Genomic DNA, 14924 nt, shown 5'->3' with positions numbered 1-14924 from the left:
CAGCGGTTTTCGCGGCGCCGGTCCGGTCTCCCGGCCGCCGCTTAAACGGCCCTTAAGGCCGGATTAAACGCTGTCCGCTCTGTATGCCGAACGGCCCGCCGTCCCTACCATCGGGCCTCGTCCACATCGTGAGAGCGCTCTCAATTCTTCGAGGAGATCCCCCACATGACGCCTCGTCACCAGCGCGACCTCGGCCGCCGCAAAGTCCTCTTCGCCCTCGGTGGGGTGATGGCGGCCGCACCCGCCGTCGCCGCACTGGCCCCCCACGCCCTCGCCGAGGGCAACCGCACCACGGCGGCCGGAGCCCTGCCGCTGACCGTCGTCAACAGCACCGGCGCCTTCGACAACGCGAACGTCCACGTCTACATCGTGGGCAACCAGGACGGCAGGCAGGTCCGCGTCACCCCGGACGGCACCCTCGCCCCGGTCGCCCTCTCCGACAACGGCGCCGACGGCTACACCGACTACGCGATAGGCCTGGCGGGCAGCGGCGGGACCAGCCTGTCCCTGCCCTACCTGTCCGGCCGTATCTACGTGTCCCTGGGCGCGAAGCTGAAGTTCAAGGTCGTCACCGACGGCAACGGCAACCCCGCCCTCCAGTACCCGGCCGGCTGGGTGACCTCGGACCCCAACTACCCGGTGCTGCACGACTGCGCCGAGTTCACGTACAACTCGGCGGGCATGTTCTGCAACACGACCATGGTGGACATGTTCAGCGTGCCGCTGAGTATCCGGCTGACCGGGGCGCGGGACCAGACGACGGGCACCCTGCGCGCCTCCGGGCGGGCCGCTGCCTTCGACGCCGTACGCGGGGTCGAGGAGTTCGCGCCGCTCGTGGTGGACGACACGCGGGTCATCGCGCCGGGTCACGGTCTGGACGCCGGCCTGTTCCCGGCGGACTACTTCGCGCCGTACATCGACGAGGTGTGGAGCACGTACACCGGCAGGGACCTGACCGTCAGCACGAACGCGGGCACCTTCACCGGCCGGGTGCGTGGCGGGCAGCTCGTGTTCGACGGGCCCGCGCAGGTGTCCTTCGCCCGGCCGTCGACACGGGACGTGCTCTTCTGCGACGGCGCGCTCGCCGCTCCCAACGACGGCACGACCGGCCCGGTCGCCGCGGTGCTCGGTGCCGGGTTCAACCGGTCGACTCTGGTGAGCACCGCCGCCCAGCCGACCACCGACCCCGCCTCCTTCTACCGGACCGCGCTCACCAACCACTACGCCAAGGCCATGCACGCGGCGACGGAGGACGGCAAGGCGTATGGCTTCGCCTTCGACGACGTGGCCGACTTCGCCTCCTACGTCCAGGACACGGCGCCGACGGGGATCCGGCTGACGCTCACGCCGTTCTAGAGGCGGCCGGGCGAGCGGTTCGGGGTGCGGGGCCGGGCGGGTCGTAGCAGCGTGGTGGTGTGAGCGGAGTGCGCGACCGGGACCGGCGGAGCTGGCTGCGGGGCGCGCCGCCGCCGGGCTGGGTGCGGGTGCTGCCCGCCGTGCTGCTGGTGGGGGTGTGCGTGGCGACGCTCGTCAGCCCCGATCCGCTCGACATCGGGTTCCTGCTGGGCGCCATCCCACCGCTGGCCGTGCTGTCGTACGGACCGGCGGCGACCGCGGTGCTCGGCGTGTCCGTCCTGGTCGTGCTGAATGTGCCGGCCTTCCGGCTGAACGATCCGGGCAGCACGGATGTGCTGACCGTGGGCTTCGTCGCGGCGCTCAGTGTGATCGTGTCGTTCGTACGGAGTCGGCGGGACGCCCAGCTGGTCACCGAGCGTGCGGTCGCGGAGGCCGCGCAGCGGGCCGTCGTGCCGCCGCTGCCGGAGCGGGTCGGAGGCGTGCGGTGTGCGGGGCTGTACCGGGCCGCGCAGCGCGGGACGCTGGTCGGGGGTGACTTCTTCGACGTTCGGGAGGGGCCCTGCGGGGTGCGGGTGGTCATGGGCGATGTGCAGGGGCACGGGCTGTCGGCCGTCTCGACCGTCGCCTCGCTGCTGGGGGCCTTCCGGGAGGCGGTGCTGGACCGGCCGGATCCCGAGTCGGTGGCCGCGCGGCTGGACCGCAGGCTGGCGGTGGACTCCGCGGGCGTACCGAACTCGGAGCTGTTCGCGACGGCGGTGGTGCTGGACTTCGGCGTCGAAGGAACGGCCGTGCGGATCGTGGCGTGCGGGCAGCCCGGCCCGGTTCTGCTGCGCGACGGGCGGGCCGTGGAGCTCGACGTGCCGGTGGGTATCCCGCTCGGCATGAGCCTGTCCGGCGCCTCGCCGCCGACCGGGGTCACGGTCCCGCTGCGGCCCGGCGACCAGCTCTTCCTGGCGTCGGACGGGGTCTGGGAGGCGCGGGACACCACCGGAGTGTTCTACCCGTTGCTCGACCGGATCACCGGGTTCACGGGTGACCTCCCGGATCTCGTCGAGGGGGTCTGGGCCGACCTCGTGCGCTACGCCCCGGCGCTCCAGGACGACGTCACGATGCTCGTTCTCGCGCCGGGGAACCCGGAGCCCCGCTGACCGCCCCGCCGCCCTCGGCGTCGATGTGCGGGAGCATCCGGTCGAGCCAGTGGGGCGTCCACCAGGCGTGCCGTCCCAGCAGGGTCATGACGGCGGGGACCATGAGCAGCCGTACGACGGTCGCGTCGATCAGCACACTCACCGCGAGGCCCAGTCCGAGCATCTTGACCACGATGTTGTCGCTGACGATGAAGGCCGCGAAGACGCTCACCATGATCAGGGCCGCACAGGTGATGACCCGGGCGGTGATCTCCAGCGCGTGCGCGACGGAGGCCTTGGCGTCCCCGGTGCGCAGCCAGGCCTCGTGGATCCGGGAGAGCAGGAAGATCTCGTAGTCCATGCTCAGCCCGAAGATGATCGCGAACATCATCATCGGCACATAGCTCTCGATGGGCACCTTGCCGGAGACGCCGAGTGCAGGACCGCCCCAACCCCACTGGAAGACGGCGACGACGACGCCGTAGGAGGCGGCGATGGACAGGACGTTGAGGACGGCCGCTTTGAGGGCGACGAGCAGTCCGCGGAAGACGGCGAGGATGATCAGGAAGGCGAGGGCGACGACCACACCGATGATCAGCGGCAGCCGGCTGGAGACGATGTCGCGGAAGTCGACCTGGGCGGCGGTCGTGCCGGTGACGTATCCCTTGGCGTCGGTGCCGGTGACCGCGGCGGGCAGGGTGGTGTCGACCAGACGGTTGGTGAGGTCGGTGGTGGAGGCGCTCTGCGGGGACTGCTTGGAGTAGACGGTGGCGAGCAGGACGTCCCCGTCCTGGGTGGGGGTCAGCTGGGTGACCGTGGCTGCGCCGGACACGCCGTCGAGGGTTTTCTGCGCCTGGGAGGACAGAGACGAGCGCTGGGACGACGGTACGGAGGTCTGGTCGATGACGACGGTGAGGGGGCCGTTGGAGCCGGGGCCGAAGGCGTCGGTCATCCGGTCGTAGGCGCGCCGGTCGGTGAAGGAGGTGGGGTCGGCGCCGTCGCCGATGTGACCGAGCTGGAGGGAGAACACCGGGATGGCGAGGACGACGACGGCTGTCACGCCCGCGGCCAGGTAACGCCACGGCCGCCGCTCGACCCGCTGGGCATAGCGGTGCCACGTCCCCTGCGCCGTCTCGCCCTCGGCGGCGTTCGTCTCGGCGACCGGACGGCGCACCCGGTAGCGGTCGATCCGGGTGCCGATCAGTCCCAGAAGGGCCGGGACCAGGGTCAGGGCGCCCAGGACGGCGGAGACGACCGTGACGGCGGCGGCGAGCCCGAGTTTCGCGATGAACGAGACCCCGGACACGGACAGCCCCGCCAGGGCGATGATCACCGTGCAGCCGGAGACCAGGACGGCCCGTCCGCTGGTGGCGGTGGCCCCGCCGGCCGCGCGCACCGGATCCTTCCCGTCCATCAGGCTCTGGCGGTGGCGGGTGAGCTGGAAGAGCGCGTAGTCGATGCCGACGCCCAGGCCGATCATCGTGGCCAGGGTGGGCGAAACGGTCGCGAACGTGAACGCCGAGGCCAGCAGGCCGAGGCAGGCGAGCCCCCCGATCACACTGATCAAGGCGGTCACCAGGGGGATTCCGGCGGCGATCACACTGCCGAAGCCGACGAGCAGGACGACGATCGCGACGGCGAATCCGATCAACTCGCTCACCCGGTCGTCGGCGGCGGGGCGCGCGAGTTCGCCGAGCTGTCCGCCGTACTCGACGTCGACGCCGGCCGCCCGCAGGGGCTGTACGGCGTTGTCGACACCGTGGAGGTAGCCGTCGCCCAGCGTCGAGGGCTGCACGTCGAAGCGGACGGTGATGTAGGCCGTCTTCGCGTCCGACGACAGCGGCCCGACCTTCGAGGCGGGCGCGGACAGCGGGTTCTGCACCGACAGGACGTGCGGCAGCTTCTGGAGATCGGTGACGGTCGTGGAGACCTGCGAGCCGAGCGAGGTGAGCGCCTTGTCACTGTCGTGGAGAACGATCTGGCTGCCGTAACCCCCGGCCGCAGGGTCGTGCTTCTTCAGGACGTCCTGGCCCTCCTGCGACTGCACGCCGGGCAGGGAGAAGTTGTCGGAGTAGTCCCCGCCGAAGGACCGGTTCAGGGTCTGCAGGGCGACCAGGGCCACGAGCCAGGCCACCAGGACGATCACGAAGTGCCGGGCGCACCACTCGCCCAGCCTGCGCAGGGCGCCCTTGGGCCTGTTTCGGGTAGTGGACATGGCGTCGTCTTCCCTGCCGGCCCCGAGCGATCATTACTCCCATTACACGCCAGCCGGATCATCCGGGCATCCCGGCATCCGTCCCGGCGACGGCCGCGGACGGGGCCCGGTCCGGATGCTTCCGGATGCAGGGTCGGCCCAGGCGTTGAATGGTGATAGCGGACCCGTTGACACCACCGGGACCGCACAGCGATCCGGATCCGAGGAGCAGACATCATGCCGACGTCACAGCCCGACGCGTCCCGGTCGTCCGAGGACCGCACCACCCCGGACGACCTGCTCCACACCCGTACCGGCACCGAGGTGTCGCCGGAGGACCTCGTTCTTGCCTCGGGCAAGGACATCACCCCGCGCAGCCTCGAATGGGCCCGGCGCAAGCTGGAGGCGGAGGGCCCGGCGGCGCTCGACAAGCTGCTGCCCTGACTCGCCCCCTGCCCCGAGGGCGTCAGCCCCCGGACTCCTCGTCCAGGCACAGCACTTCGACCCGCTGCACGAGGTTGTTGACGAAGCCGCCCCGGTTCCAGGGCTGTTCCAGCGGCTGGGTGTGCCCCTCGGCGTCGGTGGCCCGTGCGCTGAGTACGTACGCGCCCGGCTCCGCGCGCCAGTTGAAGCGCCAGCGCCGCCACGCCCAGCGGTGACCGGCGTCCGGTTCGAGTTCCGCCTCGTGCCAGGACTGTCCCGCGTCCGTGCTGACCTCGGCCCGGGTCACCGGGGCCCGCCCCGACCAGGCGCGCCCCTCCAGTGTCACGGCCCCCGGCCGGACCACGCGGGTCCGGGACATGAAGTCCGGGAATCCCGGCGGGACGAGCAGGGCGCGCGGCGCGATCCGGGTGACCGGTTCGCCTTCGTCTTCGGGGTGCTGCCGGAGCCGGTAGGCGACGGTCTGCTGGAACCCGGTGAACGGCGTGTCGGTGACGGTGATCTCGCGCAGCCACTTCACATGGGCCATGCCGTACCAGCCGGGCACGACGAGTCGGAGCGGGTGACCGTGCTGCGGGGGCAGCGGGGTGCCGTTCATCTCGTAGGCGACCAGAACTTCGGGCTCGGTACCGGTGGCCACGCCGACGGGCAGGGCCCGCTGGTAGTCCTGTTCGACGCCGCGCTCCACTCCGTGGTCGGCGCCGGTGCACACCACATCCACGGCGTCGGCCTCCACTCCGGCCTCGGCGAGCAGCAGCCGCAGCGGTACGCCGGTCCATTCGGCGGTGCCGACGGCCTCGACCAGCCAGGGCTGGCTGACCGGGCGGGGCGTGAGCAGGGCCCGGCCGTTGCCCGCGCACTCCATCGTCACCCTGGTGGTGGCCCGAGGCAGGGAGCGCAGCTCGGCCGGGGTCAGGGTGAGCGGGCGGCGGACCCTGCCTCCGACCCGGAGCTGCCAGGGGGTGTCCTCGGGGACGTACGGTATGTCGTAGTGCGTGAGGACGTAGTGCAGGCCGGGCGGCGTGAGGTCGTGGCGCATGGCCTCGAGCGGCAGACCGTGGTTGCGGGTGGCGAGCGCCAGTTCGTCCCGGCCTATGCCCTCGTCGGGGGCGGCGAGCCGGGCGGGGGTGCTCGTGTCGGCGAGTCGGTGGCCCATGGCCGTATTGTCCCGCGGTCCGCCCGAGTTGTCGCGGTCCGCGCCATTTCTCCGGAAGCCCGGGGGCGGCTTTCCCGTGAGCGACCGGTTTACTGCTCACCCTTTCGAAAGGGGCCCTGCGGCTGTCAGACTCCCGAGGGTGCCCGACTTCGACATGCTCGTCATCGGATCCGGTCCGGGTGGCCAGAAGGCCGCCATCGCCGCGGCCAAGCTGGGCCACCGGGTCGCCGTCGTCGACCGCCCCGACATGGTCGGCGGGGTCTCCATCCACACCGGCACCATCCCCTCCAAGACCCTGCGCGAGGCGGTGCTGTACCTGACCGGCCTCACCCAGCGCGACCTGTACGGACAGAGCTACCGGCTCAAGGAGGACATCACCGTCTCCGATCTGACCGCGCGCACCCAGCACGTGGTCGGTCGCGAGGTCGACGTGATCCGCAGTCAGCTCTCCCGCAACCACATCGCCCTCTACGCCGGCACCGGCCGCTTCGTCGACCCGCACACCGTCGCCCTGCGCGAGGTCACCGGACACGAGCGCCTGCTCAGCGCGGAGAACATCGTCATCGCCACGGGCACGCGCCCGGCGCGGCCGGACACGGTCGAGTTCGACGGCCGCACGATCATGGACTCCGACAACGTGCTCGCCCTCGAACGCGTCCCGCGCTCCATGGTCATCGTCGGCGCCGGGGTCATCGGGATGGAGTACGCCTCCATGTTCGCCGCGCTCGGCAGCAAGGTGACGGTCGTCGAGAAGCGGGCCGGGATGCTCGACATCTGCGACGTCGAGGTCATCGAGGCGCTGAAGTACCATCTGCGCGACCTGGCCGTGACGTTCCGCTTCGGTGAGACCGTCGCCGCGGTCGAGCGTCATCCCCGCGGCACGCTGACCATCCTGGAGAGCGGCAAGAAGATACCCGCCGACGCCGTGATGTACTCGGCCGGCCGACAGGGCCTGACCGACGAACTCGACCTGGACAAGGCGGGGTTGGCCGCCGACAGGCGCGGCCGGATCACGGTCGACGAGTTCTACCGCACCGAGGTGCCGCACATCTACGCCGTGGGAGACGTGATCGGCTTCCCGGCGCTGGCGGCGACGTCCATGGAACAGGGCAGGTCGGCCGCCTACCACGCCTTCGGCGAGCCGGTCGGACAGATGCACCATCTCCAGCCCATCGGCATCTACACCATCCCGGAGATCAGCTTCGTCGGACGTACCGAGGATCAACTCACCGAGGACAGCGTGCCCTTCGAGGTCGGCATCTCCCGGTACCGCGAGCTCGCCCGCGGCCAGATCATCGGGGACTCCCACGGCATGCTGAAGCTGCTGGTCTCCCCGGGGGACCGGACTCTGCTGGGGGTGCACTGCTTCGGTACCGGGGCCACCGAACTGATCCACATCGGGCAGGCCGTGATGGGCTGTGGCGGCACGGTCGACTATCTGGTCGACGCCGTGTTCAACTACCCGACACTCGCCGAGTCCTACAAGGTCGCGGCCCTGGACGCCACGAACAAACTCCGCCAGATCGACCGGATCGGGGGCTGAACTTCCGTCAGGGTTCCTCGGAGGGGTCCTCGACGATGTGCACGGCGGCCTCCTCCGCGCCTGCCGCGCCCGCGTCGATGCCGACGTCGGTGGCGACCTCGTCCTTCGTGGTGGTGGGGTGGGCGCCCTCGTCGGGGGCGACCAGGCGTCCGGCCCGGTCGGCACCGGCCTCAGGGTCTACCGGCTCGCCCTCGCCGCCGGGCAGGTCGCCGATCTCGTCGCCGAGGGGCGCGGCCGCCTCGGGGACCTCCTGGGCGAGGCGTTCGTCGAGGCTCTCCCCGTCGTGCTGTTCGGCCGCGGTGGTGCCGTGCCGGGTGACGCCGAGGGGCTTCTCCGGTGGCGAGTAGCCCTCGTCGAGGGTGTCGTCGTAGGTCCGTTCGTCGACGGCGTCCTGGAGGTCGAGCGGCGCCGCGTCCTCCTGCTCCTCGTTGGTTCCGGTGGGCTGGTAGGCGTCGTCGGCCAGCGGCTCGGCGGGTGTCGGTTCGGTGCCCATGGGCTGCCTCCCTCGCGCGTCGCGTGCGGTTCGATGCGGTGTCCTGATCCGCGTTTCCCCGTATGGGCTCTCCAACCTCAAAAGACTGCCGGAGTAAGGCATTCCACGGCCGGAAGGTTACCCCCCAGTTAATCTTGAAGGGTCAAGGAATACGGCTATCATCACTCGCATACACGGAGTGACCGGCCGTCCACGCAGCGGCCGTACGGTCCCCCGCGCACCCCCTTCGGTTCCTCTCTTCACCGCCCCTGCCCGAGGCCATCCCTCTCAGTGCCCGGGGCGGAGCCACCCCCCACCCCTCTTTGCGCCGTACGGTCCCCCTTCGCCGTGCGTCGTGCCCTACGGAAAGCAGCGCAACCATGAGCATCAGCAGGGGCAGAGGGCTGCAGGCCAATGCCCTCGGTACCTTCGACACCGTGGTGATGGCCGTCGCAGGCAGCGCGCCGGCGTACTCGATCGCCGCGACCACCGCGGTCCTGGTCGGCTCGGTGGGCCTGGCCAGTCCGGCGGCTCTGCTGTACTGCGCGATACCCATGCTGGGCATCGCGCTCGCGTTCAGCTATCTCGGCCGGATCGACGTCAACGCGGGCGCCAGTTACTCCTGGGTGGGCCGCACGCTCCACCCCTTTCTCGGCTTCGTCAGCGGCTGGGCGCTGGTGATCTCGGCGACCATCTTCATGGTGGCCGGCTCGCTGCCCGCCGGTTCGATGACGCTGGCCCTCTTCGACCAGGACCTCGCGGACAACACCGCGCTGTCGACCGTCGTGGGCGCGGCCTGGTTCGTGCTGATGCTGCTCGTGGTGCTCGGCGGTGCCCGGCTGACCGTGCGCGCCCAGCTCGTCATGTCCGGTGTGGAGCTCGCGATACTGGCCCTGTTCGCGGTGCTCGCGTTCTTCCACACGGGCAACGCGCGCGCCTTCGAATGGTCCTGGCTCGGCTTCGGCCACTTCGACGGCATGCAGGGCTTCGCCTCGGGGGCGCTGATCGCCGCGTTCTACTACTGGGGCTGGGACGTCACCAGCAACCTGAGCGAGGAGACCCGCAACAGCCGCCGCACGACGGGACTCGCGGGACTCATCGGGGTCGGCATCGTCTTCCTGCTCTTCGAGGTGTTCACCATCGCGGTGAACGTCATCCTCACCTCGAAGCAGATCGAGGACAACGACGCCAACGTGCTCGCCGTGCTCGGTGAGGAGGTCTGGCCCGGCTGGGGCGGCAAGCTGCTGATCGTCGCGGTGATGCTGTCGACCATCGCCACGCTGGAGACCACGCTGATCCAGGTCACGCGCTCGCTGTTCGCGATGGGCCGGGACCGCACGATGCCGTCCGCGCTGGGCCGGGTGCACCGCCGCTGGAACACGCCGTGGGTGGCGATCGTGGTGGTCGGCGCGGTGGCGCTGATGATGTTCATCGCCTCCAACGCCCTGGGCTCGGTGGGCGACATCCTCTCCGACGCGATCTCGGCGATCGGGCTGCAGATCGCCGTCTACTACGGCCTGAGCGGCCTCGCGGTCGTGGTCGCGTACCGCAAGATGCTGCTGAAGTCCCCGGCCGACTTCCTGCTCGGCGGGCTGTGGCCGTTGCTGGGCTCCCTGTTCATGTTCTGGATATTCGTCGAGTCGCTGGGCGAGCTGAGCACGGCCGCGATCACGATCGGCGTCGGCGGGCTCGCGGTGGGCCTGATCCCGATGCTCTGGTACTGGAGGCGGGGCAGCGACTACTACCGGCCCGCGAGGCTTGACGCGAGCCGTACTGTCGAGGCGGACTACGTTCCCGACGGCGGGGCATCCGGGCCTTCGCTCGTCCACGACGGTCTCCCCACCGACTTCTGAGGGGTTTGTGCGATGGCGAGAGACCGTTTCGCCCCCGAGTTCGACCCCGACTGCGGGGACGTCCCGCTGACCACCGCCCGCCAGGACATCGTCATCGGCCGCTGGCAGGGCCTGCGGGAGCTGTTGCGCGCCACCGGGCCCGAGTGGCTCTCGCGGGGGCACCGGGTGCGGACGCTCGCCCAGGCCTGCGCGGGCAGTTCGACGGTGGAGTCATGGCTGGCGGCCGAGCCGCACAACGGTGACGCGCTGGTGCTGCGGGCGGCCACGGAGACGGCCAGGGCGTTCAACCTGGCCATCGCCGCGGGCCGGGGTGCGCCGATCGACCAGCGCCGCATCGACGCCGCGGTGATGGCCTGTCTGCAGGCTGCCGAGGCTTTCGTGGACGATCCGACGCCGTGGATCTCCCTGATCTCGGTGGCGCGGCTGTACCCGGCCGGGGTGCGGCGGCAGGAGCTGGGGCGCTGGTGGGACGAGTTGCACGGACGTGACCCGTACAGCGTCGAGGGCCACCTCCAGGTGCTGCACTACTACTCGTCCCGCTGGCACGGCTCGCACGGCCTGATGTACGACTTCGCCCGCGACGCGGCCGGGGTGGCACCACCGGGATGCGCGCTGCCCGTGCTGGTGCAGTACGCGCGGGTCGAGGAGTACCGGGCCGCGGCGGACGCGGCCGAGGACAGGCGGACGTCCGTGGGGCTGGGGCAGCACTGGAAGAACGACGGGGCCGTCAGCGACGTACGGCGCACCTGGCAGCGCTGGATCGTGGGCCGCACCGACCACACGGTGGCCCCGGGTGAGCTGCGCGACCTCAACTATCTGACCCACGCGGCCTGCCACGCGGGGCTCCATGAGATCGCCCTGCCACTCCTGGAGATGCTGGACCGCCGGGGCACCCGTACGCCGTGGTCCTACACCGGGGACCCGGAGCGCGAGTTCACGAAGTGGCGCAAGGAGTTCAAGGTGCGGGTCTGAGCGTGTCCGACGAGGCGCGCACCACCAGACGGGTCAGCCGCCGGCCCGTTCCCCCGCCAACCCCGCCGTCCACTTCTCCTCGATCCGGCCGACCTTCCACACCACCAGCGCGACGACCCACGTGGCGAAGAACAACCCCACGATGACGAAACCCAGGAGGTTGAGGTCGAGGCCGCTGATCCAGTCCCAGAAGGGGCCGTGCAGACCGAGTTTCCCGGCGAGCAGGCCCAGGAGTTCGACCGTGCCGATGAGGAGGGCCACCGCGACGGACAGGCCGGTGACCGTGAGGTTGTAGTAGACCTTGCGGACCGGCTGCGAAAACGCCCAGCCGTAGGCGAAGTTCATGAAGGAGCCGTCGATCGTGTCGAGGAGGGACATGCCGGCGGCGAAGAGGACCGGCAGGGTGAGGATCGCGTACCAGGGCAGTCCGGAGGCCGCGCCCGACCCGGCCAGGACCAGCAGGGCGATCTCCGTCGCCGTGTCGAAGCCCAGGCCGAACAGGAGGCCGAGGGGGTACATCTGCCAGGGCTTGGTGATCGACTTCATGACGCGGCCGAGCAGGCGGTTCATGAAGCCGCGGTTGTTCAGCTGCTCCTCCAGCGCGGCCTCGTCGTAGCGGCCGGAGCGCATCCGTCGGAACACCTTCCAGATGCCCACCAGGACGACCAGGTTGACCGCTGCGATCAGATAGAGGAACACGCCCGAGACAGTCGTACCGATCAGCGTGGTCATGTCGTGGAGGCGGGAGTCGTCGTCGCGGACGGGTCCCGCGAGGGCTTTCACGCCGAGCGAGAGCAGCAGCGCCAGGACGAAGACGACGCTGGAGTGGCCGAGCGAGAACCAGAAGCCGACGGACAGCGGCCGCTGCCCCTCCCCCATCAGTTTGCGGGTGGTGTTGTCGATCGCCGCGATGTGGTCGGCGTCGAAGGCGTGCCGCATCCCGAGCGTGTAGGCGGTCACGCCGATGCCGATACCGAAGGACTTCTCGCCGACGCCGTAGTGGTGCGGGGCGACGATGGCGACGAGGGTGAACCAGCCGATCACGTGCAGTGCCACCACGACCGCGGCCATGCCGCCCGCCCTGACCCACTCCTGCCGCGTCATGGAGCCACGGACGCGGTGCCATACCGAACCCCTCGCGGGCCCGGCGGCGGGGAGGAGGGACGGAGCGGAGTCAGGGGCGGCCGTCATCGGGCGGAGGATCCTTCTTCGGTGGGCACGGCCGCGATCAGCAGCCTTGTGCCATCCTCCGGCACCTGCAAGTCATGTGCAGTAAAGCCCGTGACAGGTCTTCCCCACGACTGGGGAAAGTGCCTTGTCAGGGCGTCGCGTTCGGCCCGTCCGGCCGGTTGCTGCGCTGCTCGACCATCTCGCGGCTCAGGGCCTCGGTCTCCGGCTCGGACAGTCGCTCGAAGCCGTCCTCGGTGATGACGGAGACGATGGGGAAGATCCGGCGGTTGATGTCGGGGCCGCCGGTCGCGGAGTCGTCGTCGGCCGCGTCCCACAGCGCCTGGAGCGCGGCGAGGGCGGCCTCGCGGCGGTCGAGTCCCTTGCGGAACAGTTTCTTCAGGGCGCCTCTGGCGTACGGCGATCCGGAGCCCTCGGCGTGGAAGCCGGTCTTCTCGTAGAGTCCGCCGGCGATGTCGAAGCTGAAGATGCGGCCGCGTTCGCCCTCGGGCGCGGAGGGGTCGTAGCCGGTGAGGAGGGGGACCACGGCGAGGCCCTGCATGGCCTGGCCGAGGTTCTGCCGGATCATGCCGGCCAACCGCCGTGCCTTGCCGTCGAGGGTCATGGCGACACCCTCGATCTTCTCGAAGTGCGTCAGTTCGACCTGGTACAGCTTGACCATGTCGAGGGCGAGTCCGACGGTGCCGGCGAAGGCGACCGCCGTGTGGTCGTCGGCGGGGTGCACCTTCTCCAGGTCGCGCTGGGCGATGAGGTTGCCCATGGTGGCCCTGCGGTCACCGGCGATAAGGACGCCGTCGCGGTAGGAGAGGGCCAGCACGGTGGTGCCGTGCGGCACTTGATCCGCTGCCGCCCGCACACCGTCGGGCAGGACATGGCGGGTGCTGAGCAGTTCGGGGCGGTGGGCCGCCAGGAACTCGGTGAAGGACGAGGAGCCCGGAGTGAAGAACTCCTCTCCTAACCGTCCGCCGTTCTCGTTCCACGTCATGGCACTCCCCCTCGCCTCGGGCAGACACCCGAAGTCCTACCAGAGACACGGGGGCCGGAAACGTTGGTTGCCCTTGGCTTGGTGAGGGGCGACGCCGATCTGCTCGGACGTCATGCCGGGCCGTGCCCGCTCACCTTCGGCGCGACGTGGATGTCCATCCCGGCGGCGGGCAGGGTGTGCCAGTCGCGGGCGTAGGCGGGTGGCGAACCGCCGGGGCGGGTGAGGACGGCGACCGGCATACGGCGGGACGCCCCGACGATCCCGGACTCGGTGCTGTTGGTGTTGGGGCCGAACGCGGCCGCCGAGGTGCACCCGGCGTAGTACGCGACGGGGATCGACAGATGGCCGGTGAGCAGACAGGGCGGGCGCACCCCGAGGCGGTTCAGCTCGGTCGCGGTACGAGCCCAGTCGCGGTGGTCGCGCGTGGTGCGGTGCACCGCGCGCTCCAGCACGGCGTACTGCACCGCCAGATGCCCCGTCAGTCCGATCCCGAGCAGCGCCGCCGCGACCGGACGCCACCGGCCCGACGGGGTGGTCGCCAGATGGAACAGCGCGTCGGCGACCGGGATCGCGAGCAGGGCGTAGGCGGGCAGCAGGAAACGGGGAGCCGCGTATCCGATCAGGAAGAGGTAGGGCACGGCGGCTGTCGCGGCACAGGACAGCGGGACGAGGGAGCCTCGCGTGCGGCCTGCCCGGACCGCGACCGCGAGCCCGACGGCGGCCAGCAGCGGGAGTACGGCCCACCAGGCCATGACGGCGGGGTCCGGCAGCGGCCCGGTGCACGGGCGGCACAGGCTCCGGCCGCCCAGGCTGCGCAGCTGGTCGTCGACGGCCAACTGCGGGCCGAGGCCGCCCTGGATGCGGGAGCCCTCGTGCAGACGCTCGGCCAGGCCGCCGTAGCTGACGTACGCCTCGATCACCCACTGCGCACCGCCCGCCACCAGTCCGGCCACGAGGGCGAGGGCGGACCGCGGACGGCGGCCGACGGCTGCGGCGACGAGCAGCGGGAGGGTGACCCAGACGGCGTCGGTGGGCCGCATCCACGCCATGAGCGCGGCGCCCGCCACGACGCCCCACAGTGCCCTCGGGTTCTGACGGGCCCGCAAGAAACAGCCGACCGCGCCCAGAGCGCCGACGGCGACCCAGTAGTTGGGCATGGCCTGGGGACCGTAGAACAGAGTGATCCACAGGGAGGCGAACAGAGCGCCGCCGACGGCGAGGACGCGGACCGGGAAGAGGCCGCGCCAGGCGCGTAAGGCCAGGTAGAGGCCGAGGCCGGACAGCACGGCGAGGTAGACGCGCAGGAGTTCGGTCGAGGTCGACCAGCTCGCGATCGGCGCCACCAGCAGCGAGACGCCGCGGGCGCGCGGGGCGCTGAAGAAGGCGGCCGGGGCCTGCACGCCGACCTGGCTGACGTAGACGGTCTCGTCCCAGCCGAGGCCCATGCCGGGGCGGACGAGAACGAGTTGGGCCAGGGTGAAGGCGGCGGCCACCGCGGCGATCGGCCGGGCGCCTCCGTCCCGCCGGGACGCGCCGAAGGCGAGCGATGACGTACGCCGTCGCCGGCCGACAAGCAGGGCGCTGTCGCCGTGCGCCATCCGCCACCCCTCACTCCCGTGTGCCGCGGGCACCCGATC

The 14924-nt window shown here is 70.9% G+C and carries 12 protein-coding genes; 6 read left to right on the top strand and 6 right to left on the bottom strand.

From position 1 onward, the window contains the following. Positions 1-165 precede the first annotated feature (165 nt). Together RNB18_RS01330 and RNB18_RS01325 are read left to right on the top strand one after the other, a co-directional pair. The gene (locus tag RNB18_RS01330; protein ID WP_311712260.1) at positions 166-1356 is read left to right on the top strand and encodes a glycoside hydrolase family 64 protein; all 1191 of its coding nucleotides are present in this window, start codon (positions 166-168) and stop codon (positions 1354-1356) included. Between the two features lie 68 nt (positions 1357-1424). Next, entirely contained in the window at positions 1425-2504 is a 1080-nt protein-coding gene (locus RNB18_RS01325) for a PP2C family protein-serine/threonine phosphatase (protein ID WP_311712988.1), read from the top strand. Here RNB18_RS01325 and RNB18_RS01320 read toward each other — a convergent pair. Next, entirely contained in the window at positions 2461-4698 is a 2238-nt protein-coding gene (locus RNB18_RS01320; protein WP_311712259.1) for an MMPL family transporter, read from the bottom strand. The genes RNB18_RS01325 and RNB18_RS01320 overlap by 44 nt on opposite strands. Before the next feature lie 216 nt (positions 4699-4914). Here RNB18_RS01320 and RNB18_RS01315 point away from each other — a divergent pair, with 216 nt between their 5' ends. After that, entirely contained in the window at positions 4915-5121 is a 207-nt protein-coding gene (locus tag RNB18_RS01315; RefSeq protein WP_266512282.1) for a hypothetical protein, read from the top strand. 22 nt (positions 5122-5143) lie between these two features. Here the strand turns inward: RNB18_RS01315 and RNB18_RS01310 are convergent, their stop codons facing one another. Continuing rightward, complete coding sequence (locus tag RNB18_RS01310) at positions 5144-6274, bottom strand: sulfite oxidase (protein WP_311712258.1); 1131 nt, start codon at positions 6272-6274, stop codon at positions 5144-5146. Between the two features lie 139 nt (positions 6275-6413). Between RNB18_RS01310 and sthA the strand changes: the two genes are divergently transcribed. Beyond that, positions 6414-7817 carry a Si-specific NAD(P)(+) transhydrogenase gene (gene sthA, locus RNB18_RS01305; protein WP_311712257.1) on the top strand — a complete coding sequence of 468 codons (1404 nt, stop codon included), beginning with the start codon at positions 6414-6416 and terminating at the stop codon, positions 7815-7817. 7 nt (positions 7818-7824) lie between these two features. Here sthA and RNB18_RS01300 read toward each other — a convergent pair whose 3' ends face one another. Next, entirely contained in the window at positions 7825-8310 is a 486-nt protein-coding gene (locus RNB18_RS01300; protein WP_311712256.1) for a DUF5709 domain-containing protein, read from the bottom strand. A 359-nt stretch (positions 8311-8669) separates the two neighbouring features. Here RNB18_RS01300 and RNB18_RS01295 point away from each other — a divergent pair, with 359 nt between their 5' ends. Together RNB18_RS01295 and RNB18_RS01290 are read left to right on the top strand one after the other, a co-directional pair. Continuing rightward, positions 8670-10142, top strand: a complete 1473-nt coding sequence (locus RNB18_RS01295; protein WP_311712255.1) for an APC family permease — start codon at positions 8670-8672, stop codon at positions 10140-10142. Positions 10143-10154: 12 nt separating this feature from the next. After that, on the top strand, positions 10155-11114 hold the full coding sequence (locus RNB18_RS01290) for a hypothetical protein (RefSeq protein WP_311712254.1): 960 nt from the start codon (positions 10155-10157) through the stop codon (positions 11112-11114). A 33-nt stretch (positions 11115-11147) separates the two neighbouring features. On the opposite strand, the gene RNB18_RS01285 is transcribed toward RNB18_RS01290, so the two are convergent. From RNB18_RS01285 to RNB18_RS01275, 3 genes are all read right to left on the bottom strand, one after another. Next, a complete protein-coding gene (locus RNB18_RS01285) occupies positions 11148-12305 on the bottom strand; it encodes a Nickel transporter NicT (RefSeq protein WP_394817567.1) in 1158 nt (385 codons plus the stop codon). Between the two features lie 127 nt (positions 12306-12432). Continuing rightward, positions 12433-13287, bottom strand: coding sequence for a proteasome subunit beta (gene prcB, locus RNB18_RS01280; RefSeq protein WP_311712252.1), 855 nt, complete (start codon positions 13285-13287; stop codon positions 12433-12435). Positions 13288-13397: 110 nt separating this feature from the next. Further along, entirely contained in the window at positions 13398-14885 is a 1488-nt protein-coding gene (locus tag RNB18_RS01275) for a hypothetical protein (protein ID WP_311712251.1), read from the bottom strand. Between the last annotated feature and the right edge of the window lie 39 nt (positions 14886-14924).

It is taken from the genome of Streptomyces doebereineriae, from assembly GCF_031845645.1.
Taxonomy (GTDB): Bacteria; Actinomycetota; Actinomycetes; order Streptomycetales; family Streptomycetaceae; genus Streptomyces; species Streptomyces canus.
The sequence above is the reverse complement of the archived record's forward strand: the minus strand, read 5'-3'. Positions and strand labels throughout refer to the sequence as shown.

Bases quoted from the DNA above. Each gene is read 5' to 3' on its own strand.
- RNB18_RS01310 (WP_311712258.1), bottom strand. From the start codon at position 6,274: ATGGGCCACCGACTCGCCGACACGAGCACCCCCGCCCGGCTCGCCGCC.
- RNB18_RS01315 (WP_266512282.1), top strand. From the start codon at position 4,915: ATGCCGACGTCACAGCCCGACGCGTCCCGGTCGTCCGAGGACCGCACC.
- RNB18_RS01275 (WP_311712251.1), bottom strand. From the start codon at position 14,885: ATGGCGCACGGCGACAGCGCCCTGCTTGTCGGCCGGCGACGGCGTACG.
- RNB18_RS01320 (WP_311712259.1), bottom strand. From the start codon at position 4,698: ATGTCCACTACCCGAAACAGGCCCAAGGGCGCCCTGCGCAGGCTGGGC.
- RNB18_RS01300 (WP_311712256.1), bottom strand. From the start codon at position 8,310: ATGGGCACCGAACCGACACCCGCCGAGCCGCTGGCCGACGACGCCTAC.
- RNB18_RS01290 (WP_311712254.1), top strand. From the start codon at position 10,155: ATGGCGAGAGACCGTTTCGCCCCCGAGTTCGACCCCGACTGCGGGGAC.
- prcB (WP_311712252.1), bottom strand. From the start codon at position 13,287: ATGACGTGGAACGAGAACGGCGGACGGTTAGGAGAGGAGTTCTTCACT.
- RNB18_RS01285 (WP_394817567.1), bottom strand. From the start codon at position 12,305: ATGACGGCCGCCCCTGACTCCGCTCCGTCCCTCCTCCCCGCCGCCGGG.
- RNB18_RS01330 (WP_311712260.1), top strand. From the start codon at position 166: ATGACGCCTCGTCACCAGCGCGACCTCGGCCGCCGCAAAGTCCTCTTC.
- RNB18_RS01295 (WP_311712255.1), top strand. From the start codon at position 8,670: ATGAGCATCAGCAGGGGCAGAGGGCTGCAGGCCAATGCCCTCGGTACC.